Origin of the sequence: Rhodoferax lacus (assembly GCF_003415675.1) — a bacterium.
In the GTDB taxonomy this organism is placed as follows: domain Bacteria; phylum Pseudomonadota; class Gammaproteobacteria; order Burkholderiales; family Burkholderiaceae_C; genus Allorhodoferax; species Allorhodoferax lacus.
Map to the genome: position 1 here is coordinate 1 of NZ_QFZK01000025.1, position 18,689 is coordinate 18,689.

Genomic DNA, 18,689 nt, shown 5'->3' on the forward strand with positions numbered 1-18,689 from the left:
TGGCAACAAAGTGACCTGGTGCCGGTCTTGACCCTCAACGAATCTGGACATACTCAATCCTCCACAAGGCTTGCTATGTCATAGCAAATTGCGCGCCAAATTCAAGGTGTTTCCACACAGCCTCGGCCCATTCCGCTCGTTAACCCGCACATTGCAGGCCACGCACGCAGCGAAGGCTTGGTGCTGGTGACGAAATACCTATCGGAATTCGTGCGCGTGCCTACGCTCGAAGTAGAGAACTGGGTCCAACCGGGCCTGTAAATAACGGGGCGTCGCCGTCATTTTGACAAAATCTCAAATGAGATGGTAATGGGCTGAAACTGAGGAGTGATCGCAATGGCAACACATACTTCCATGCTCCACATTCGGGTGGACAATGACATGAAGGAACAAGCGACAGAGGCGTTGACTGCGATCGGCCTGTCTGTGTCAGATGCGGTGCGCCTGTTTTTGCGCCGTGTCATTGTTGACCAGGCTTTTCCACTGGAACTCAAAGTGCCAAACGCCGAAACCCTTGCGGCCATGGAAGAGTCGCGTGCCATGATGTCAAAACGCCGCGCCGCTTGTGCGGCTCAAAGAGGCCATGATGCTGTTGATTGCCAATGATGCGCCTCTCGGCCCTGCATGGCTGGATCACCCATTGAAAGGGGAATGGGCCGTTTGGTTTGATTCTCCGGGACGATCTTGCCCATGCCAGGCGCGTAGCGCTACCCCGTACTGACGTTGTCCGCCCCAAAAAAGGCGCGCATTTGCACCACACGTCCGTCCGCATTGAACCGGAATACATCAATAGGGCGCACCGCCATGCGCTGGCCGTTCATGGGAAAGCTGACGCGAAAGGCAAAGGCCGCCTCGTCGGCCACCGCGCGCACCGGGCCTTCGAGTTCCACCTCCAGCTGCATGGCCACCGAGGCCGCGTAGAAGGCGCGGATCTCGGCCAGGCCCTTCTTGGGCGGGCTGCCCACCGGGTCTTCCACCACGGCATCGTCGGCAAACAGTGCGACGATGGCATCCAGATCGGCCGCATTGAGAGCGCGCACATAGCTGTGCACGACAGCGTGCATATGTTCTTGCGTTGGCATGCCTGGCCTTAAAACTGGGTGGGGCGCGTCATGGCGTCGATGCCGCCGTCGGCATAGAGCTGGATGCCGTGCACAAAGCTGGCGGCCGGGCTCATGAGAAAGGCCACGGTGGCTGCTATCTCGGACGGCTCGGCACGCCGCGCAATCGGCGCCACAAAGTTCTTGATGGCCTCGCTGAAGCGGGGGTCCTGCAGGCCGGCTTGCAGCAGCGGTGTCTCCGTGGCACCGGGCGCAACCGTGTTCAGGCGCACACCGGCGGCACCCCAGGGCTTGACGCGCTTGCGCACGGCCACGGTCAGGGCGTTCTTGGAGCCGGCATAGGCCAGGTTGCCACCTTGGGCCGCAGCAGCCGTGACGATGGCGTTGACCTGCGCCTCGTCACCGGCCTCGCAGGCCTGGGCCAGCGGGTTCTTGTCCCAGGGCAGGTGCACCGAGGCCACCGAAGAAATCACCACAGTGGCCGGATGCTGGCCTTTGCTGAGTGCGGGCAGCAGGGCATCGAGCAACTCCACCGCGCCAAAGTAGTTGACCGAGGCAATCAGCGAGGTGGGCACGGTTTGCCCGCCCAGCCCGGCACACAGCACCAGGCCGTCCAGGGTGCCGTTGCAGCGCTCCAGCGCCTGCGCGATAACGGCCTGGCGGCCCGCGGCGTTGGACAGGTCGCCCAGAATGTCGGCATTGCGCAGGTCCACGCCAATGACGGTGTGGCCTGCGGCTTGCAGGGCGGCAAGGGTGGCGGCACCAATACCGGAGGCGGAGCCGGTGACAAGGGTTACGGGCATGGGGAGAGTCCTTTGGGGTGAGGGGTTGTGCAGGGGATAAACGGGTTTCAGAGGGCCGCCGCGAGTTCGGGCACAGCAGCAAACAGGTCAGCCTCCAGGCCGTAGTCCGCCACGGAGAAGATGGGCGCTTCGGCATCCTTGTTGATGGCCACGATGACCTTGCTGTCCTTCATGCCGGCCAGGTGCTGAATGGCACCGCTGATGCCGCAAGCCACATACAACTGGGGGGCGACGATCTTGCCGGTCTGGCCCACTTGCCAGTCATTGGGCGCATAGCCCGCATCTACCGCGGCACGCGATGCACCCATGGCCGCACCGAGCTTGTCGGCCAGGGGGGTGATGATCTCGGTGAACTTCTCGGCACTGCCCAGAGCGCGGCCACCCGACACGATGACCTTGGCGCTGGTGAGTTCGGGGCGGTCGTTCTTGGCGATTTCAGAGCCCAGAAAGTTCACGCTGCTGGCGGCTGCCACAGCGGCAATGCTTTCCACGGCGGCGCTGCCACCAGTGGCTGCAGCCGGATCGAAGCCGGTGGTGCGCACGGTGAGCACCTTGGTGGCATCCAGCGCCTGCACGGTGGCCATGGCGTTGCCCGCGTAAATGGGGCGCTCAAAGGTGTCGGGGCCAATCACCTTGGTGATGTCCGATACCTGGCCCACATCGAGCTTGGCGGCCACGCGCGGGGCGATGTTCTTGCCCGAGGCGGTGGCAGCAAACACGATGTGGCTGTAGGCGGAGGCAATGGAGAGCACCTGCGCCGTGACGTTCTCGGCCAGACCGTGGGCCAGACCGGCTTCATCGGCATGAATCACTTTGGTCACACCGGCGATCTGTGCTGCAGCCGCAGCCGCAGCAGCGGCGTTGGAGCCAGCCACCAGCACATGCACATCGCCACCACACTGCAAGGCAGCCGTGATGGTGTTCAGGGTAGCGGGCTTGATGGAGGTGTTGTCGTGTTCGGCAATTACGAGAGAAGTCATGATCAGATTACCTTTGCTTCGTTCTTCAGTTTATCGACGAGTGCCGCCACATCCGCCACCTTGATCCCGGCACTGCGCACCGGCGGCTCCACCACCTTCAGGGTCTTGATGCGGGGCGATACATCCACACCCAGGTCTTCGGGCTTCACGGTTTCCAGCGGCTTCTTCTTGGCCTTCATGATGTTGGGCAGCGTCACATAGCGCGGCTCGTTCAGGCGCAAATCCGTGGTGATGATGGCGGGCAGGCTCATGGATAAGTTCTCCGAGCCGCCGTCCACTTCGCGGGTGGCCAGCAGCTTGCCGTCTTCCACAGATACCTTGCTGGCAAACGTGGCCTGTGGCCAGTCGCCCAGGGCTGCCAGCATCTGGCCGGTCTGGTTGCAGTCGTCATCAATGGCCTGCTTGCCCAGGATGACCAGGCTGGGTTGCTCCTTGTCCACCAGCGCCTTCAACAGCTTGGCAACCGCCAGGGGCTGCAGCTCGGCCGTGGTCTCCACCAGAACCGCACGGTCGGCGCCAATGGCCAGGGCGGTGCGCAGGGTCTCGACGCACTGGGCCGGGCCACAGGAGACGGCGATGACTTCACTGGCCAGGCCTTTTTCCTTCAGGCGCATGGCCTCTTCCACGGCGATTTCGTCAAACGGGTTCATGCTCATCTTGACGTTGGCGAGTTCGATGCCGGACTGGTCAGACTTGACACGCACCTTGACGTTGTAGTCGACCACGCGCTTGACCGCGACGAGTATTTTCATGGGGTTCTTCTCAAACAAATGGACTTGCTGCCACTATCGGGCAAGAGAAGGGTGCTGGCAGCGTCCAAACGGACGATGACTGCCAGCGCAGGAGCCACACAATGCAGGCAGTACACCCTGTCGCCAGAACCGCCCCTGAACGCTCCTTGACCGCTCCATGAACACTCCCTTCTCTCCCCTCTTCCAGAGCGGCCGCATCGGCACGCTGGCGCTTCGCAACCGCATTGTCATGGCGCCCATGGGCTCGAATTTTGCCGAGACCGATGGGCATTGTGGCGAGCGCATCCAGGCCTATTACGAGGCGCGTGCCCAGGGCGGCGCGGGGCTCTTGACCATGGGTGTGTGCGCAGTGGCCTACCCCCACGGCACCGGCGAGCCGTTTCAGGTGGGTGTGTCGCGGGACGACTTCATCCCCGGCCTGGCCGCGCTGGCCGCGCGGGTGCACCGCCACGGCGCCAAGATTGCCATGCAGCTGCAGCACAGCGGCAAGAACTCTGCGCAGGACCTGGCCCAGGGCCGCGAGGTGTGGCTGCCCTCGCAGCCCAAGGCGCCGCCGGTAAGCGACATGATGGCGGCCATCACCCGCCAAGAGCTGTCCACCTTTGTCGGCATTGGTCCGCACGAGCCGCGCATGCGGGTGATGGACCAGGCCGACATTGACCAGATGGTCGAGTGGTTTGCAGCCGCCGCCCTGCGCGCGCAGCAAGCCGGGTTTGACGCCGTGGAGTTGCACGGCGCGCACAACTACATCCTGGCGGGTTTTCTGTCGCCCTACTACAACCAGCGCGAGGACGCCTATGGCGGGCCGCTGGAGAACCGTGCGCGCATGCTGCTGCAGACGCTGGCGGCGGTGAAGGCGCGCGTGGGCGCGGACTTTCCGGTGTGGGTGCGCCTGGACGCCGAAGAGCTGCGCACACCCGGCGGCATCACGCTGGCCGATGCCATTGCCACGGCCAAGCTGTGCGAGGCCGCGGGGGCCGATGCCATCAGCGTCTCGGCCTATGCCATGCTGACCAGCGGCGTGGCGTTTACCGAGGCCCCGATCCCGCAGCAGCCCGGTGCCTTTTTGTCCAACGCGGCGGCGGTCAAGCAGGCGCTGACGATTCCGGTGATTGCCTCGGGCCGCATCGAGCCCGAGGTGGCCGCCCAGGCCATCACTGCGGGCCAGCTCGATTTTGTGGCCATGGGCCGCAAGCTGCTGGCAGACCCGGAGATCCCGATCAAGCTCGAGCGCAACGCGCCCGAGTCGGTGCGCCCCTGCATTTATTGCTATGCCTGTGTGAGCGAGATTTTTGTCAACCGCCGCGTCAAGTGCGCGGTCAACGCCCTCACCGGCCACGAGTTCGAAGCCGCTATTACGCCCGCGCCAACGCCCAAGCATGTGCTGGTGGTGGGTGGCGGCCCCTCCGGCATGGAGGCCGCGCGCGTGGCCGCCCTGCGCGGCCACCGCGTGACCCTGGCCGAGCGCTCGGACCGGCTGGGCGGCACGCTGTTTTTTGCCGCCCTGGCCTATCCGGAAAACGGCCGCCTGCTGGACTACCTGCAGCAGCAGGTGCGCGCCCTGCCGGTGGAGGTGCAGCTCAACACCGCGGTGGACGCCGCCTATGTGCAGCGCCTCAAGCCCGACGCCATACTGATTGGCAGCGGCGCACGCCGCGCAGCACCGGCCATTGCCGGGGCCGACCAAAGCCATGTGTGGAGCGGTGATGAACTGCGCCGCCTGATGACCGGCGACCGCGCCGACGAAATCGCCAAAGCCAAGCTCAACCTGGCCGAGCGTGCGATGTTCAAGGCTGGCGGCATGCTGCGCGTGACCGACAGCACGCAGGCCCTGCAAGCCCTCTCCAAACTCTGGATGCCGCTGGGCAAGCGCGTGGTGATTGTGGGCGGCGGCTTGGTGGGGCTGGAGCTGGCCGAGTTTTTGCTGGATCGGGGCCGCCAAGTCACGGTGCTGGAGCCGGGCGAGCGCGCCGGTGTGGAGCTGTCCATCGTGCGGCGCTGGCGCGTGCTCGACGCGGTCAAGTCGCACGGCACGCTGCAACTGCGCGCACAGGTGAGCGCCATCACCCGCAACGAAGTGCTGTGGACTGACAAGACCGGTGCTGAGCAACGCACCCCGGCCGACTCGGTGGTGCTGGCGATTGGCGCCGAGGCCGACGACGCCGTGGCCGTGGCGCTGGCCGACTGTGGTGTGCCCCTGCAGCGCATGGGTGACTGTGCCGGTGTGAACTACATCGAAGGCGCCATGCACGAGGGCCACCGCGCCGGGCGCGAGGTGTAGGGCAACGCCAAGGCCTGCCGTTGCCGCAGGCTTTCATGCCGCTTCTGGCTTACCAAGTGTTTGCTCCGGGCGCAGGCACCCGATGGCCATGGCCACCAGGCTGTCCAGAAAGGCGGGGGATTCCAGCTGCTCCGGCAGGTCCTGCAAGGCCGAGCGGATCACGCTGCGCAAGCCCTGCCCCAGCAAATAGGCCGCCAGTGCCGGGTGCGGCGTGCGGATCTCGTGTGCATACATTTGCAACAGCGGCAACCAGGTCGCATCCGTGAACTCCAGCGCGGTGCGGTAGGGGCCGCGCCACATGCCCAGATGCAGCGCTGCATGGTGGCGCAAATGGAAGTCCGCATTCAATTGGTACAGCCGCAACTCCACACGAACAATGTTGGCCAGGATTTCGCGCAGTGCCGTGGCCAGCGGCACACCTACCAGCCCTTCGCGCATCTGCAGCAGGTGCTCGGTCTCCTGGTCCAGCACACGCTCGTACAGCATGGCCACAATGGCGTCCTTGTTGGGAAAGTACTGGTAGATGGAGCCCACGCCGGCACCCGATACTTCCGCAATGCGGGCCACCGTCAGCGCCGCATCCCCCTCCTCGTCCAGGATGCGCAGGCAGGCCTCGGCCACCGCCTCGACCAGCGCACGCGAGCGCTGCTGGTGGGGGTGTTTGCGCGGCGTGGGAAGCTGCGCCGGAGCGGGCGCGCTCCCGGCCGGGGAAGGGGTGCGTTTCTTGTGCATGGAAATGCGAGTGTTCTTGCTGCGGGCTGGCGATGACCAAAAAAAATGCAATGCGATCAAGGACTTGCGATGCGTATGCGCCGCCGCAAAAAGCGACTTTCGCAGAGCAGGCAGGCTGCCTAAACTTTGTTGTGTCGACCGAAAAAAATCCGCTTACGCAGCCGTTGCCAGAGCAAGGATACCGGATACCGGCCGCCCAATTTCCCTACAGGAGACAAACCATGACATCCCTCTTTACTGTGCGCCCGCTCGGCCCCGCCATTGGTGCTGAAGTGCTTGCACTCGATCTCAGCGAAGCCCATCTGCAGGAAACCCTGGCGTCCATGGAGGCCGCACTGGTCCAGCATGAAACCCTGGTGCTGCATGTGCCGGAACTCACACCGGCGCAGCACCTGGCGATTGCGGAACACTTCGGCGAGCCCGAAGTGCACACCTTCTTCCCCAACCTCGGGCCGGGCTTCGAGCAGATCACCATCATCGACTCCAAGCTCGGTGACCGCGCCGACATGTGGCACCACGACGAGAGCTTTCTGCCCAGCCCGCCGATTGTCACCATGACGCAGGCCAAGATCCTGCCGCCCTGCGGTGGCGACACCTGCTGGATCAGCATGACCACCGCCTACGACGCGCTGTCCGGGCGCATGAAGCAGTACCTGGACGGCCTGCAGGCCTGGCACGACATGAACCGGCCCATCACCGCGGCCCTGCGCCAGAACGTGGTGAACCACGCGCGCTACCTGGAGATCGTGCAGATGAACCGGCGCCACCTGCACCCCATGGTCATCACCCATCCGGTCACAGGCCGCAAAGCGCTCTATGTCAGCCCGACCTACACCACCCACATCGAGGGCCTGTCCAATGCGGAGAGCGACGCCATCCTGGCCCAGTTGCATGCGCACTGCCAGCAGATCCAGTTTGGATTCCGCCACCGCTGGACCCTGGGCGACATGGTGCTGTGGGACAACCGCAGCGTGCTGCACAACGCCATCCTGGACTACCAGCCGCACCAGCGCCGCATGCAGCGCGCCTCGGTCTTTGCGCGTGGACCCTGGCATGCGTGAGGCGCAGCGCGCCCTATTTTTTTGAACACGAAGGAGACCGACATGGCAATCGATGGAGTGAACACCGAACTGCTGGCCCGTTACGCCCCCCGCCCGGGACGGCATGCGCTGCTGCCCGATCTGACGCCGCAACAGCAAGTGGCACTGCAGTGCCGCATGCTGCACCGCGAGGGCTACAACGACCACATCGCCGGCCACATCACGGTGCGCCAGGACGACGGAACCTACCTGGCCAACCCCTGGGAGCTGACCTGGGGCGAATTGACCGCCTCCGATATCCTGCGGCTGGACGCGCAGGGCCGCGTCATCGAAGGCGACTGGAACATCACGCCGGCCATCAACCTGCACATGGATGTGCATGCAGCGCGCCACGATGTCAGCGTGGTGATCCACAACCATCCCGAATGGGGTTCGGTGTGGTCGGCCGTGGGGCGTGTTCCGCCCATCTATGACCAGACCTCGGCCCTGGTTGATACCGACCCGGTGCGCTACGACGAGTACCGCGGCACGGTGGAGGACGGCACCCTGGGCCGTGCCGCAGCCGACGCCCTGGGCCCCCACAAGTGGGCGCTGCTGGCCAACCACGGCGTGCTCTTGGTGGCCAATGGCCTGCGCCAGGCGCACCTGCGGGCCATCACGCTGGAGTGGCGTTGCCGCATGGCTTGGCGCGTGGAGCTGCTGGGCGGCGGCACACCCCTGCCCGCAGCCGTGGCCACCGAGACCGGGCAGCGCACCGACGCCAATGGCTTTCCCTTCCTGTGGGAAGCCATGGCCCGCGAGGAAATCCGCCGCGACCCCAGCGTCCTGGAATAAAGGAGTGCGCAAGCCCGCTGTGTTGCTGATGGCCCGCCTGCCCGAGGCCTTGGGCGCGCGCCTGCGCGCACGCTTCGACTGCCATGTGGCGGCCGAGCTGGAGGGCGCCGCCCTGCAGGCACTGGCCCCCACGCTGCGTGGCATGGTGGCCACGGGCGAATCGGTGGTGAGCCGCGAACTGTTGGCCCGTCTGCCGGCGCTGGAGATCATTTCGGTGCTGGGGGTCGGCTACGACGGCATCGACATGCAGACTGCGCGAGCGCGCGGCATCTGTGTGGCCCACACACCGGGGATCTCAACCGACGACATTGCCGATTTCGCCATGGCCTTGCTGCTGGGTGCGGCACGCCAGGTGGTCAGCGCCGACCGCTTCGTACGGCGCGGGGACTGGACCACCGGACGCTTCCCGATGACGCAGCGCGTCTCAGGCAAGCGCCTGGGCATTGTGGGCCTGGGCCGCATCGGCAGCGCGGTGGCGGTGCGTGCACGCGCCTTTGGCATGGACATCGCCTACACCGGGCGTGCGCCCAAGGCCGATGTGGCCTACCGGTGGTGCAGCGATGCGCAGGGTCTGGCGGCCAGTGTCGACTACCTGGTGGTGTGCGCCAGCGGAGGCGAGGCCACGCGGGGAATGATTGACGCGGGCGTGCTGGCTGCGCTGGGCCCCAACGGGGTACTGGTCAACGTGGCGCGTGGCTCCCTCGTCGATGAAAACGCTCTGGTGCAGGCGCTGTGCGAACGCAAAATTCTGGCGGCCGGCCTGGACGTCTTTTGCCACGAGCCGCAGGTGCCTGAGGCCCTGCTGGCGCTGGACAACGTGGTGCTGACACCGCATATGGCCAGCACCACCGACGCCACGGTGCAGGCCATGCTGGAGCTGGTGTTTGCCAACCTGGCAGCGCATTTTGATGGGCTGCCCGTGCTGGCCCCGGTGGGGTAAGCCTTGCAGCAGACTAGAAGTTCGGCGCCTCCAGGCCGCCGTCCACACCCAGCACCTTGCCGGTGATCCAGCCCGCAGCGGGTGAGGCCAGGAACAGCACGGTCGCGGCAATGTCCTCGGGCTGGCCCAGGCGGCCCAGGGGCGTGGTTTTTTCCATGCGCTCGCGCCGCTCGGTGGTGAGGAAGGGCGCCAGCGCGTCGGTCAGGATGGTGCCGGGCTCAATGGCGTTGATGCGCACCAGCGGGCCAAAGTCCTGTGCCAGGTTGCGCGTGAGCTGGTTGAGCGCGGCCTTGGCCGCACCATAGGCGCTGAAGTTTTTTTGCGCATAGCGCGCCGCCACCGAGCTGATGTTGACCACCGCACCGCCACCGGCCTCGCGCATGGCTGGCACGGTCTTCTGGATCAGGGTGTAGGCCGGCACCACGTTCCAGGCCAGCACCTCGGCGAGTGCCGCGCCATCCATCTTCAGCGGGTTGTTGGGCCCGGCGCCACCGGCGTTGTTGACCAGAATGGTGATGCGCCCCAGCTCAGCCAGGGTGCGCGCCACCACCGCGTCTTGCGCGGCGGCTTCGCTGATGTCACCGGCCACCGTGATGGCACGCCGGCCCAGGGCACGAATCTCCTGGGCCACGCGGTCCAGGTCGGCCTGGGTGCGTGCGCACAGCGCCACATCGGCACCGGCCTGGGCCAGCATCAGCGCGCAGGCGCGGCCTATGCCCTTGCCGGCACCGGTGACGATGGCCACCTGGCCTTGGAGAGAAAAAAGGGGGCTTGTGTTCATGGGATCGGTGCTTGGTGGCAATGGGATTTAGGCGGCGCGGTCAGGGCATGAGGGCGTCAGGCTCAGGGCGTGACGGCGCCACGGATCATCTGCACAAAGTTGTCGTTATAGGGCGGCAACATGCCCCACTCGCGGCGCGGGTCGTGGCCACCGGCGCTGTAGACGGCGCGTGCGTGGCTGAACTCCAGAAAGCCCTCGTGTCCGTGGTAGTGGCCCATGCCGGAGGCGCCCACACCGCCAAAGGGCGCGTCGTGCAGGGCCGGGTGCATGGTCACGTCGTTGATGGAGACACCGCCCGAGAGCGTGTGGTCCAGCACCCACTGCTGCTCGGTGGCATCGTTGCCAAAGTAGTAGAGGGCCAGCGGGCGCTCGCCGGCGTTGAGCTCGGTCACCGCGTCAGCCAGGGCGCCATAGCTGCGCACCACCAGAGCCGGGCCAAAGATTTCGTGGCTGGCGATCTGGCTGTCCGCTGGGGGGTTCACCACCAGGCGCAGGGACATGCGGCGCTGCGCTGCGCCCTCTGCGGTGGGCCAGTCACCGGCCATCAGCACGCGGGCACCGCGCGCCCCGGCATCGGCCACATAGGATTCCACGCGCGCGAAATGCTGCGCGTTCACCACCGGTGTGACGTCGGCGTTGCCGGCAATGGCGGGGTACTGGTCGGCGTAAAAAGCCTGCAGCCCGGCCAGCAACGCTTCGAGTTGCGTGGCATGCACCCACACCACATCCGGCGACACGCACAGCTGCCCCGAGTTGAGCGCCTTGCCCACGGCAATGCGCTCGGCCACGCTGCGGATGTCGGCGCTCTGCCCCACCAGCACCGGCGATTTGCCGCCCAGCTCCAGGGTGACCGGCACCAGGTTGTGGGCGGCAGCCTGCATCACCCGTTTGCCCACGGCGGTGGAGCCGGTAAACACCAGATGGTTCCAGGCCTGCTGCGAGAAATCGGCCGCCACCTCGGGGCCGCCGGTGACCACAGCCAGCTCTTCGGGAGCGAAGGATTCGGCCACGGCCGCGGCCAGCACGGCAGCGGTCAGCGGCGCAATCTCCGAGGGTTTGAGCACCGCCCGGTTGCCTGCCGCCAGCACACTGGCCAGCGGTGAGAGCAGGGTGAACAGCGGCGCATTCCAGGTGCCTATGATGCCGACCACACCCTTGGGCTGGTACTTGACCCAGGCCGTGGCGCCAAAGTTGTCAAAGGGGGAGACGCTGGGGCGGGCTTGGTCGGGCATCCAGGCTTCGAGCTTGTCGCGCGCGTGCTTAAGCGAGGCCAGCGAGCCCACCACATCGTTCATCATGGAGAACACCACCGGGCGGCCACCGAAGTCGGCACCCATGGCTTCGCACAGCGCATCGTTGTGCTTGACCAGCAAATCAATCACGCGCTGCAGGCGGTCCTTGCGCACCGCCGCGCTGACCGGGCCCTCGCTGCGAAAGGCGGCTTGCTGGGCCGCGAGCAGCGTGCTTGCGGAAGAAGAGGTGGCGGCAGGGGTGGACATGAAGGCTCCTGAATAACGGGTGGGTATGCGGGACGACATCGTACCCACGCCACCACGGTAGCAGAGGAGCCAAGGGCGCACTTCGTCCAAAGGGACGATGGCAGCGCCCAGGCACGCCTGCACCATGGCGCATGAACCCTGCACACCCTGTTGTATTGATTACCGGCGCCAGCCGTGGAATAGGCGCCGCTGCCGCCGTGGCCTTTGGCCGGGCACGCTGGCGTGTGGCCATCACCGCGCGCAGCGTGCGTGATGGCGCAGAGCATGCCCACCAGTTGCGCCGCCCCGATGGCAGCCTGCTCGCGGGCAGCCTGGAGCGCACCGTGCGGGCCGTGCAGGCCACCGGCAGCCCGGTGTTTGCGCATGCCATGGACCTGATGGACACGGCCTCCCTGGACCGCGCGCTGGACGCCACCCTGGCGCACTATGGCCGCATCGACCTGCTGATCAACAACGCGGTCTACCAGGACCGCGAGATGAACGCGCTGCTGCTGGACCTGGACGATGGCGCCCTGCAGCGCACCTTGCAGGGCAACGTGCTGGCACCGATGCACCTGACGCGCCGCCTGCTGCCCACCCTCATCGCGCAAGGCGGCGGCCACATCATCAATGTCTGCTCAGGTGCCGGCAAGAATGATCCCCCGGTGCCGGCCGACCAGGGCGGCTGGGGCTTTGCCTACGGCGCCTCCAAAGCGGCCCTGGCCCGCATGGCCGGTTGCATCAACCGCGAGCTGGGCGCCCAGGGCGTGCGCGCCTGCAGCGTCAACCCCGGACTGGTGAGCACCGAGGCCGTCAAGACCACGCTGGGCGACGACGGCGTGCTGGCCCAACGCTATGGCGCCATGCCACCCGAGGCCATTGCGCAAGCACTGCTGTGGCTGGCCAGCGATGCGCGCGCGCCAGACCTGGCCCGGGGCCCGGGTATGGTGGATTTGCAGGCGCTGGTGAAGCAGTACGCGCTGGCTTAGGGTAGAAACCGCTGAACCCGGAACCGGAGTGCTGCAGCTGCCGGCATTGTGGCAAGTCTGCGCTGAAAGCGTGTGTTTAGAACGCTGGCCTTTGGGTGGGTGCGCAGGAGGGGTATGCAGGGCGCCGATTTGCGGTACCCCGCCATGAGGTGCCCGGCATACCCCCTCCCCGCGCAGCGAGTGGAAAAGCCTTATGACTGCAAACGCGGCACAAGAGTCCGGCATACGCTGCCGTCCTGCCGACTTCTTCAAAGCCGCCTGTTAGGGCAACCTGACCGCGAGCCCACACCGCGCCCGCGCCGGCCGCCTGCCCTAGTCCAAACAGGGGATGTTTGAAGTGCCGCGCTGCAGGAATATCCCTGCACAAATCACTTTCAAACAGGAGCACACATGGCCACTACCAAAGAATACCGCCTCGGTGAATTCACCTATCCCCGCGGCTGGTTCATGATCGCCGAATCGACCGAACTCGATACCCACAAGCCGCTGGCCGTGCGGTTTTTCGGCAAGGACTTTGCGCTGTACCGCGGCCGCGCCACCGGCAAGGTGGTGCTGCTCGACGCCTACTGCCCGCACATGAAAACCCACTTGGCAGCACCCAACACCACCAGCTATGTGATCCTGGACGGCATGGGCACCAATGTCGAAGGCGACGGCATCCGCTGCCCCTACCACGCCTGGCGCTTTGGCGCGGACGGCAAGTGCGACGACATCCCCTACCACCAGGGCGAAATTCCGGCTGCAGCCTGCGTCAAGAGCTGGACCGTGCTGGAGAGCCTGGGCGCGGTGTGGGTGTGGCATGACCCCGAAGGTGGCGAGCCCGAGTGGGAGCACCCCAGCATTGCGCAGTGGGACAACCCGCAATGGGTGCAACCCAAGTGGGACCACCTGGGCATCGTCAACCAGCATCCGCAGGAACTGGTGGACAACATCTGCGACTACGGCCACCTGAGCCCCATCCACGGCTCCACCGTGGCGCGTTTCGAGAACGAGTTTGCGGGCCACAAGGCCACCCAGCGCCAGTGCGGCGGACACCGCACGCTGGTCAGCCCCGACGGCGTGAGCGTGGACCTGCACACCATCACCACCTACAACGGCCCCGGCGTTCTGATCTCGGACCTGACCGGCATGTACGAAGCCATCATGGTCATCACCCACACGCCGGTGGACGACGGCAATGCCAAGGTGTGGCACAGCCTGCTGGTGCGCGCCACCACCGACAAGCCCGTGGCCAGCAAGACCGACGCCATCGGCGCAGCGCAATTCCAGGCCATGGCACTGACCGCGTTCCTGCAGGACATCGAGGTGTGGAACTTCAAGGCGCCTTGCCTCAACGGCCTGTTCATCCCCAGTGACGGCGCCTTCATGAAGGCACGCATCTGGTACAAGCAGTTTTACAACCCGCGCGCCAAGAAGCAGGAGTACCTGGACCAGTGCGAGGGTATCTATGTGCCACGCGGTATTCCGGCCTACACGCAAGAGGCACAGGAAGCTGCCACGGCCTGATCACCACAGGCCCATGAAAAAGACCGGCACTGCCGGTCTTTTTTTTGCCCCCAAGGAAGTGACTGCGCTGATTGAATGGGACTGCGAGCGCGATACTTCAAGAGGAACGTCTGGCGCTCTTCACATCACGATCGCTTCGAGGCGGAAAATGCCTGCAGATGCCCGAATCTCTTTCATGTGACCATGGCCTGGAAGCGTCTTGGTCTCTATCGTCACCAGACCGACTTTTGCCAACTGGTCAACATCCCGTTTGACGGCGCTGCGATCGCGATGCAGCCGCCCGGCGATGACTGTGATCGAACCTGGTTCACCCTTGACACTGCGAAACACGTCAAGCCGGCTGGCAGTCAGCAGGCGCAGAAGATCGGCAGGGTCCTCAAAGCTGACCGTGCGCTCCTCTGACACAGTTTGGCCAGCGTCAGCCAATCGTGCCAAGGCCTTCCCCCGGCGAAAGAACTCCTGTTCGTTGCCTGCTTTAAGGGTGATATTTTTCATGGTGTGCTCCTGAGTGCAGTCCAGTCGGCCTGGAACTGATCTTCAATGTCCTCAAAACCAGTGAACTCAACCGCAGCCACAACGCCGAAATAGTGCCGGTGGTGATAGCCATGTTGGTTGTCATAACCAACCACGCGTCCGTTGTCGCCAGCGTGCAAGGCGTAGTTGACATATGCAAGGTTGTAACGCGTCACCTGACCTTGCGCATCAACCCAAATTTCACGTCGAAGCTGACCATTCCCCCGCTTGTGCGTGATGTGGTGCGTATCGTCAACAATTTTTCGATCAGCCATGATGAATATTATCACGGCTGACACCATGGCATGGTTGGATTTGTCGGACTGGTTGGTCGGCTGCAGGGCCCATGACACGGGACCCAAAATCAGCTCCGTCACGTGACTATGGGCGCCGCTCAGGGGCGGCGGTGGCTGACCCCGGTGGCCATGAAGACGGTGTCCTGCATCGCGCACACGGCATGCAAGTACGCCGCTGCTCCGGTCTGCAGAGGTGCTGCCGCGCCTGCCTGCAGGTCTGCTGCAGCGCCAGCCCGCAGGGGCTGGGTTTGCAGGGCCAAGCGCAGCGCGTCGGCGCTGGCAAACCACCATTCCACAATGGCGTCGAAGTCGTAGCCCGGCGGCCGCGCGGCTTCCACGGTGTTGAGCACCACGCACCTTGCATCGGCCCAGGCGGACGCTGATTGCGCCAGCGCCTGCTGGAAATCGGCCGGACTTACGGCGGCTTGGCGGCGCACAAACGCTACCAGCACAGCATCGCCTCGCGGCCCTTCATGTAGCCCCCCATGAAGCCCTGCATGTGCCCCTGCATTTGGCCCTTCATGTGGCCCCTTCAGTGGCGCCGCACGTAGCACCTGCTCGCTGGCCACCAGCGTGAAGTCGCGCACATAGCGGTCAAACACGCGGGGCTCGTCGGGGCGCATGATGGCCAGGGTTTCGGCGTCACTCCAGATGTCGTTGGCAGCCTGGCGGTCGCGCAGGCCCAGCAGGTTCACGCCATCAAAGTCGGTGCTGCAACCCGCTGGCACCGCGTCCAGCAGGCGGGCACACTGCGTCACCGACAGCACCTTGTCCTGCACATTGCGGCACTGACGGCCCAGGGCCGAGTGCTCGCGCCAGGCTTGGGCAAAGTCTTCGGGGGCCAGGGCCGGGTTGCGGCGCGCCAGGTAAATCATTTTCCAGTGCATGGGGTGGTCTCAGGGGTTGGAGGCGGGGTGGGCATGCGGTTGGCATCCAGTGCGGGCAGGTAGGCGCGGCGCGCCCGGGCAAAGGCCAGCAGGGCGGGCAGCAGCATGGCCAGCATCAGGGACAGGGCCCAGGCCAGCGAGGCCGTGCCGGCCACGGGCGCCAGCCGGTCGCTGAGCCAGCCGGTGAGGATGGCGCCCAGTCCGTTGCCGATGATGGAGCCCGCCAACAGCAGCATGGCACTGGCCGTGGCACGCCGCTCGGGCGCCACCACCAGACTCAGTGCTGCGTAGGTGGGTGCCACCCACCAGGTCAGAAAGAAGGCATAGAGCACCACCAGCAGCGTGGCTGCCTGCACACTGCCTGCGGGCAGCATCAGATAGGCCAGCCCGGTCGGCAGGGCCGCCGCCACCCCCAGCATGGGCACGCCTATCTGCCAGCGCGGATCGCGCCGCGTCAGCACGTCGGCAAGGGCGCCGGAGACCAGTCCGCCCACCATCGAAGAAAGGGCTGCTGCCCCCGAAATCCAACCCGCAGCGCGCAGGCTCAGGCCGTGGTGGCGCACCAGCAAGGCGGTGTTCCAGCTGCCAAAGGAATAGCCCGCCAGCAGCACACAGGCCGCCGCCACAATCAGCCAGCGCGTGACCGGGGCGCTCCAGATTTCGCGCACCGCGCCAAGCGAAGACTGACGCGCATCCAGCGGGTTGCCGCTGGCACTGCGCCGGGGTTCCTGCACCGTCAACCAAAACAGGCATGTCAACAGCAAGGACACACAACCCACAGACGCCAATGCCACACGCCAGCCGTAGGCCTGCGCCACCCAGGAGCCGCCCACCAGTGCCATCAGCGCACCCAGACTGCCACCACTGGCAAACACGCTCATGGCCCGCGCGCGCTGCTCTGGCGGATACAGATCGGCCACCATGGACAGAGAGGCCGGGTTGCCGCCCGCATCGCTGACGGCGCCGCCGCTGCGGGATAACAGCAGCATCCAGAAGCCCGAAGCCGTAGCACCCAGGGCCGCCAGCGCACCACCCGCGCCGCGGCACACCATGATCAGGCGCCGGCGTTCATGCTGGTCAGCCCAGCGTCCCAGGGGCACGCCCAGCAGGCCGAAGGTCAGGGCAAAACCCAGGCCGGTGATCAAGCCGATCTGCAGATCCGTCAGCCCAAACTCAAGTTTGACCGGCTGGGTCAACACCGCCAGGATTTGGCGGTCCATAAAACTGAAGGCGGACAACACGGTGAGCAAGGCCAGGGTGTAGCGCGGTCTGTGCAGGCCGGTCTCGTACGCGTCGGCCGGCGGGGAAACATGCATGGTGGTCCAGTCAGGTAAGCAGAGGTTCTATTTTTGGCGCAAGCCGATGCGGCTACATCGTCCGCGCAGACGATGCCAAGACCGAGGCAGCGCGTAGAGTCGCGCGCAGGCCCCAGCACATACAAACCCCATGGAGAGCAACGGATGCACTATCACAATTCAAAGCAAAGCACATGGCAGCGCCCAACGCCTTTGCGTCTGATCGCGGCCCTGACTCTGGCCCTGGCCGGCGCCACCCACGCCCAGACCAGCCCGGCCCAGCCCAGCCCGGCACTCGACCCGGCCCTGCTGATGCAGGGCTTTCCACCGCCACCGGCCTACCAGATCCACATCGGCAACTGGCAGCACTACCCACAGAAGATCTGGTCGTTCCAGCACATGCGCGAGCTGTTTCCTACCCGCCCCTTGCAGGCCGTGGGCCCGGTGCGTGCGCTGCCCGTGGCGCTGCAGGCGCTGGACACTTTGCAGGTGGGCACCGCCGAGGCGCCCCAGACCTGGCCGCAGATGCTGGCCGCCACCCATGTGGATGCGGCGCTGGTGCTGCACCACGGGCGCATTGTGGAGGAGCGCTACTTCAACGGCATGAAGCCGTCCACACCCCACCTGCTGTTCTCGGCCACCAAGTCGATGGCCGGCCTGATGGCCGCAGTGGCTGTGGCCGAAGGCCGGCTGGATGCCAACGCGCGCGTGGACAGCGTGCTGCCCGAACTGGCCGACAGCGCCTGGGCTGCGGCCACGGTGCGCCAGGTGCTGGACATGACCGATGGCGTGCAGTTCAGCGAGGTGTACACCGACCCGCGCTCCGACATCTTCAGCTACATCGGCGCCATGGGCTGGGCCCCGGACCTGCAGGACCCAAAAAAACCGCGCGGCATCCAGGCCATGCTGGGCACGCTCAAGAACGTGCACCCGGAGCCACGCGGCAGCGCCTTTCGCTACCACTCGCCGGCCACCGATGTGACAGCCTGGCTGGCTGCGCGCGCCACCGGCATGTCACTCACCGCATGGATGCAGCAGCGGCTGTGGAGCCAGCTGGGCATGGAGCACGATGGCAATGTGCTGCTGGACCCGGCGGGCACCGAGGTGTCGTTTGCGGGCCTGAGTGCCAGCACCCGTGACTTTGCGCGCATCGGTCAGATGCTGCTGCAAAAAGGCCGCGTCGGCACTGCACAGGTCATTCCGGCCGCGGTGGTGGACGAGCTCACCCAGGGCGGCGACCCCAAGGCCTTTGAGACTGCGGGCATGCCGCTGCGCAAGGGCTGGTCGTACCGCAGCCAGTGGTGGGTCAACCCCAATGCGCCGCGCTCCTTTGCCGCCATGGGCGCCTTTGGCCAGCGACTGTTTGTGCTGCCCGATGACGACATGGTGGTGGTGCTGGTGGGCAGCCACCCGCAGCCGGTGGCCTCGCTGGTGGATGCTCCGCAGTTTCGCGCCATCCAGATGCTGACGGCCCACCTCAAAGGCAAATAAGCCGCTTGCCGGGCTGCCTTGCAGCCCGGT

19 protein-coding genes are annotated in these 18,689 nt (G+C 65.6%); 8 read left to right on the plus strand and 11 right to left on the minus strand.

The genetic code is table 11. The features are described from left to right. Positions 1-336 precede the first annotated feature (336 nt). The gene (locus tag DIC66_RS20585) at positions 337-606 is read left to right on the plus strand and encodes a type II toxin-antitoxin system RelB/DinJ family antitoxin (protein ID WP_117180064.1); all 270 of its coding nucleotides are present in this window, start codon (positions 337-339) and stop codon (positions 604-606) included. Positions 607-707: 101 nt separating this feature from the next. Here the strand turns inward: DIC66_RS20585 and DIC66_RS20595 are convergent, their stop codons facing one another. Genes DIC66_RS20595 through DIC66_RS20610 form a run of 4 tightly spaced genes read right to left on the minus strand, consistent with a single transcriptional unit; the run spans position 708 to position 3,596 of the window. Beyond that, on the minus strand, positions 708-1,064 hold the full coding sequence (locus DIC66_RS20595; protein WP_199534812.1) for a nuclear transport factor 2 family protein: 357 nt from the start codon (positions 1,062-1,064) through the stop codon (positions 708-710). Between the two features lie 26 nt (positions 1,065-1,090). Further along, on the minus strand, positions 1,091-1,864 hold the full coding sequence (locus tag DIC66_RS20600) for an SDR family oxidoreductase (protein ID WP_117180066.1): 774 nt from the start codon (positions 1,862-1,864) through the stop codon (positions 1,091-1,093). 47 nt (positions 1,865-1,911) lie between these two features. Then, a complete protein-coding gene (locus DIC66_RS20605) occupies positions 1,912-2,844 on the minus strand; it encodes an electron transfer flavoprotein subunit alpha/FixB family protein (protein WP_117180067.1) in 933 nt (310 codons plus the stop codon). Between the two features lie 2 nt (positions 2,845-2,846). After that, a complete protein-coding gene (locus DIC66_RS20610; RefSeq protein WP_117180106.1) occupies positions 2,847-3,596 on the minus strand; it encodes an electron transfer flavoprotein subunit beta/FixA family protein in 750 nt (249 codons plus the stop codon). A gap of 157 nt (positions 3,597-3,753) precedes the next feature. On the opposite strand from DIC66_RS20610, the gene DIC66_RS20615 reads away from it, so the two are divergent. Beyond that, positions 3,754-5,877 carry an oxidoreductase gene (locus DIC66_RS20615; protein ID WP_117180068.1) on the plus strand — a complete coding sequence of 708 codons (2,124 nt, stop codon included), beginning with the start codon at positions 3,754-3,756 and terminating at the stop codon, positions 5,875-5,877. A 33-nt stretch (positions 5,878-5,910) separates the two neighbouring features. On the opposite strand, the gene DIC66_RS20620 is transcribed toward DIC66_RS20615, so the two are convergent. Further along, positions 5,911-6,609, minus strand: coding sequence for a TetR/AcrR family transcriptional regulator (locus DIC66_RS20620; RefSeq protein ID WP_117180069.1), 699 nt, complete (start codon positions 6,607-6,609; stop codon positions 5,911-5,913). A gap of 221 nt (positions 6,610-6,830) precedes the next feature. Between DIC66_RS20620 and DIC66_RS20625 the strand changes: the two genes are divergently transcribed. The 3 genes from DIC66_RS20625 to DIC66_RS20635 are packed head-to-tail and all read left to right on the plus strand — an operon-like array spanning position 6,831 to position 9,423. Further along, positions 6,831-7,670 (plus strand): TauD/TfdA dioxygenase family protein, encoded by an 840-nt coding sequence (locus DIC66_RS20625; RefSeq protein WP_117180070.1) that lies wholly within the window; start codon positions 6,831-6,833, stop codon positions 7,668-7,670. Between the two features lie 42 nt (positions 7,671-7,712). Next, positions 7,713-8,483, plus strand: a complete 771-nt coding sequence (locus DIC66_RS20630; RefSeq protein WP_117180071.1) for a class II aldolase/adducin family protein — start codon at positions 7,713-7,715, stop codon at positions 8,481-8,483. Between the two features lie 4 nt (positions 8,484-8,487). Then, positions 8,488-9,423: a 2-hydroxyacid dehydrogenase gene (locus DIC66_RS20635; RefSeq protein ID WP_338052521.1), complete on the plus strand. Its 936-nt coding sequence runs from the start codon at positions 8,488-8,490 to the stop codon at positions 9,421-9,423. A gap of 13 nt (positions 9,424-9,436) precedes the next feature. Here the strand turns inward: DIC66_RS20635 and DIC66_RS20640 are convergent, their stop codons facing one another. Beyond that, positions 9,437-10,204, minus strand: a complete 768-nt coding sequence (locus tag DIC66_RS20640) for an SDR family NAD(P)-dependent oxidoreductase (protein ID WP_117180073.1) — start codon at positions 10,202-10,204, stop codon at positions 9,437-9,439. Positions 10,205-10,266: 62 nt separating this feature from the next. After that, entirely contained in the window at positions 10,267-11,703 is a 1,437-nt protein-coding gene (locus tag DIC66_RS20645) for an aldehyde dehydrogenase family protein (protein WP_117180074.1), read from the minus strand. Positions 11,704-11,834: 131 nt separating this feature from the next. Here DIC66_RS20645 and DIC66_RS20650 point away from each other — a divergent pair, with 131 nt between their 5' ends. Then, the gene (locus tag DIC66_RS20650) at positions 11,835-12,671 is read left to right on the plus strand and encodes an SDR family NAD(P)-dependent oxidoreductase (RefSeq protein WP_117180075.1); all 837 of its coding nucleotides are present in this window, start codon (positions 11,835-11,837) and stop codon (positions 12,669-12,671) included. 390 nt (positions 12,672-13,061) lie between these two features. Further along, a complete protein-coding gene (locus tag DIC66_RS20655) occupies positions 13,062-14,177 on the plus strand; it encodes a 3-ketosteroid-9-alpha-monooxygenase, oxygenase component (protein ID WP_117180076.1) in 1,116 nt (371 codons plus the stop codon). Between the two features lie 120 nt (positions 14,178-14,297). Here the strand turns inward: DIC66_RS20655 and DIC66_RS20660 are convergent, their stop codons facing one another. Genes DIC66_RS20660 through DIC66_RS20675 form a run of 4 tightly spaced genes read right to left on the minus strand, consistent with a single transcriptional unit; the run spans position 14,298 to position 17,189 of the window. Continuing rightward, positions 14,298-14,672 (minus strand): HVO_A0114 family putative DNA-binding protein, encoded by a 375-nt coding sequence (locus DIC66_RS20660; RefSeq protein WP_117180077.1) that lies wholly within the window; start codon positions 14,670-14,672, stop codon positions 14,298-14,300. Further along, a complete protein-coding gene (locus tag DIC66_RS20665) occupies positions 14,669-15,067 on the minus strand; it encodes a DUF6516 family protein (protein WP_233506036.1) in 399 nt (132 codons plus the stop codon). Before DIC66_RS20665 ends, DIC66_RS20660 begins: the two co-directional genes overlap by 4 nt. Positions 15,068-15,084: 17 nt before the next feature. Then, positions 15,085-15,873 (minus strand): EthD domain-containing protein, encoded by a 789-nt coding sequence (locus DIC66_RS20670; RefSeq protein WP_117180078.1) that lies wholly within the window; start codon positions 15,871-15,873, stop codon positions 15,085-15,087. Continuing rightward, positions 15,858-17,189 (minus strand): spinster family MFS transporter, encoded by a 1,332-nt coding sequence (locus DIC66_RS20675; protein WP_117180079.1) that lies wholly within the window; start codon positions 17,187-17,189, stop codon positions 15,858-15,860. The genes DIC66_RS20670 and DIC66_RS20675 overlap by 16 nt, the downstream gene beginning before the upstream one ends. A gap of 144 nt (positions 17,190-17,333) precedes the next feature. Between DIC66_RS20675 and DIC66_RS20680 the strand changes: the two genes are divergently transcribed. Continuing rightward, positions 17,334-18,659 (plus strand): serine hydrolase domain-containing protein, encoded by a 1,326-nt coding sequence (locus DIC66_RS20680; RefSeq protein ID WP_147321371.1) that lies wholly within the window; start codon positions 17,334-17,336, stop codon positions 18,657-18,659. Positions 18,660-18,689 lie beyond the last annotated feature (30 nt).

What these genes read in the sequence shown, in the direction of transcription:
- DIC66_RS20585 (WP_117180064.1), top strand. Translation starts at nt 337, where the DNA reads ATGGCAACACATACTTCCATGCTCCACATTCGGGTGGACAATGACATG.
- DIC66_RS20595 (WP_199534812.1), bottom strand. Translation starts at nt 1,064, where the DNA reads ATGCACGCTGTCGTGCACAGCTATGTGCGCGCTCTCAATGCGGCCGAT.
- DIC66_RS20600 (WP_117180066.1), bottom strand. Translation starts at nt 1,864, where the DNA reads ATGCCCGTAACCCTTGTCACCGGCTCCGCCTCCGGTATTGGTGCCGCC.
- DIC66_RS20605 (WP_117180067.1), bottom strand. Translation starts at nt 2,844, where the DNA reads ATGACTTCTCTCGTAATTGCCGAACACGACAACACCTCCATCAAGCCC.
- DIC66_RS20610 (WP_117180106.1), bottom strand. Translation starts at nt 3,596, where the DNA reads ATGAAAATACTCGTCGCGGTCAAGCGCGTGGTCGACTACAACGTCAAG.
- DIC66_RS20615 (WP_117180068.1), top strand. Translation starts at nt 3,754, where the DNA reads ATGAACACTCCCTTCTCTCCCCTCTTCCAGAGCGGCCGCATCGGCACG.
- DIC66_RS20620 (WP_117180069.1), bottom strand. Translation starts at nt 6,609, where the DNA reads ATGCACAAGAAACGCACCCCTTCCCCGGCCGGGAGCGCGCCCGCTCCG.
- DIC66_RS20625 (WP_117180070.1), top strand. Translation starts at nt 6,831, where the DNA reads ATGACATCCCTCTTTACTGTGCGCCCGCTCGGCCCCGCCATTGGTGCT.
- DIC66_RS20630 (WP_117180071.1), top strand. Translation starts at nt 7,713, where the DNA reads ATGGCAATCGATGGAGTGAACACCGAACTGCTGGCCCGTTACGCCCCC.
- DIC66_RS20640 (WP_117180073.1), bottom strand. Translation starts at nt 10,204, where the DNA reads ATGAACACAAGCCCCCTTTTTTCTCTCCAAGGCCAGGTGGCCATCGTC.
- DIC66_RS20645 (WP_117180074.1), bottom strand. Translation starts at nt 11,703, where the DNA reads ATGTCCACCCCTGCCGCCACCTCTTCTTCCGCAAGCACGCTGCTCGCG.
- DIC66_RS20650 (WP_117180075.1), top strand. Translation starts at nt 11,835, where the DNA reads ATGAACCCTGCACACCCTGTTGTATTGATTACCGGCGCCAGCCGTGGA.
- DIC66_RS20655 (WP_117180076.1), top strand. Translation starts at nt 13,062, where the DNA reads ATGGCCACTACCAAAGAATACCGCCTCGGTGAATTCACCTATCCCCGC.
- DIC66_RS20660 (WP_117180077.1), bottom strand. Translation starts at nt 14,672, where the DNA reads ATGAAAAATATCACCCTTAAAGCAGGCAACGAACAGGAGTTCTTTCGC.
- DIC66_RS20670 (WP_117180078.1), bottom strand. Translation starts at nt 15,873, where the DNA reads ATGCACTGGAAAATGATTTACCTGGCGCGCCGCAACCCGGCCCTGGCC.
- DIC66_RS20675 (WP_117180079.1), bottom strand. Translation starts at nt 17,189, where the DNA reads ATGCATGTTTCCCCGCCGGCCGACGCGTACGAGACCGGCCTGCACAGA.
- DIC66_RS20680 (WP_147321371.1), top strand. Translation starts at nt 17,334, where the DNA reads ATGCACTATCACAATTCAAAGCAAAGCACATGGCAGCGCCCAACGCCT.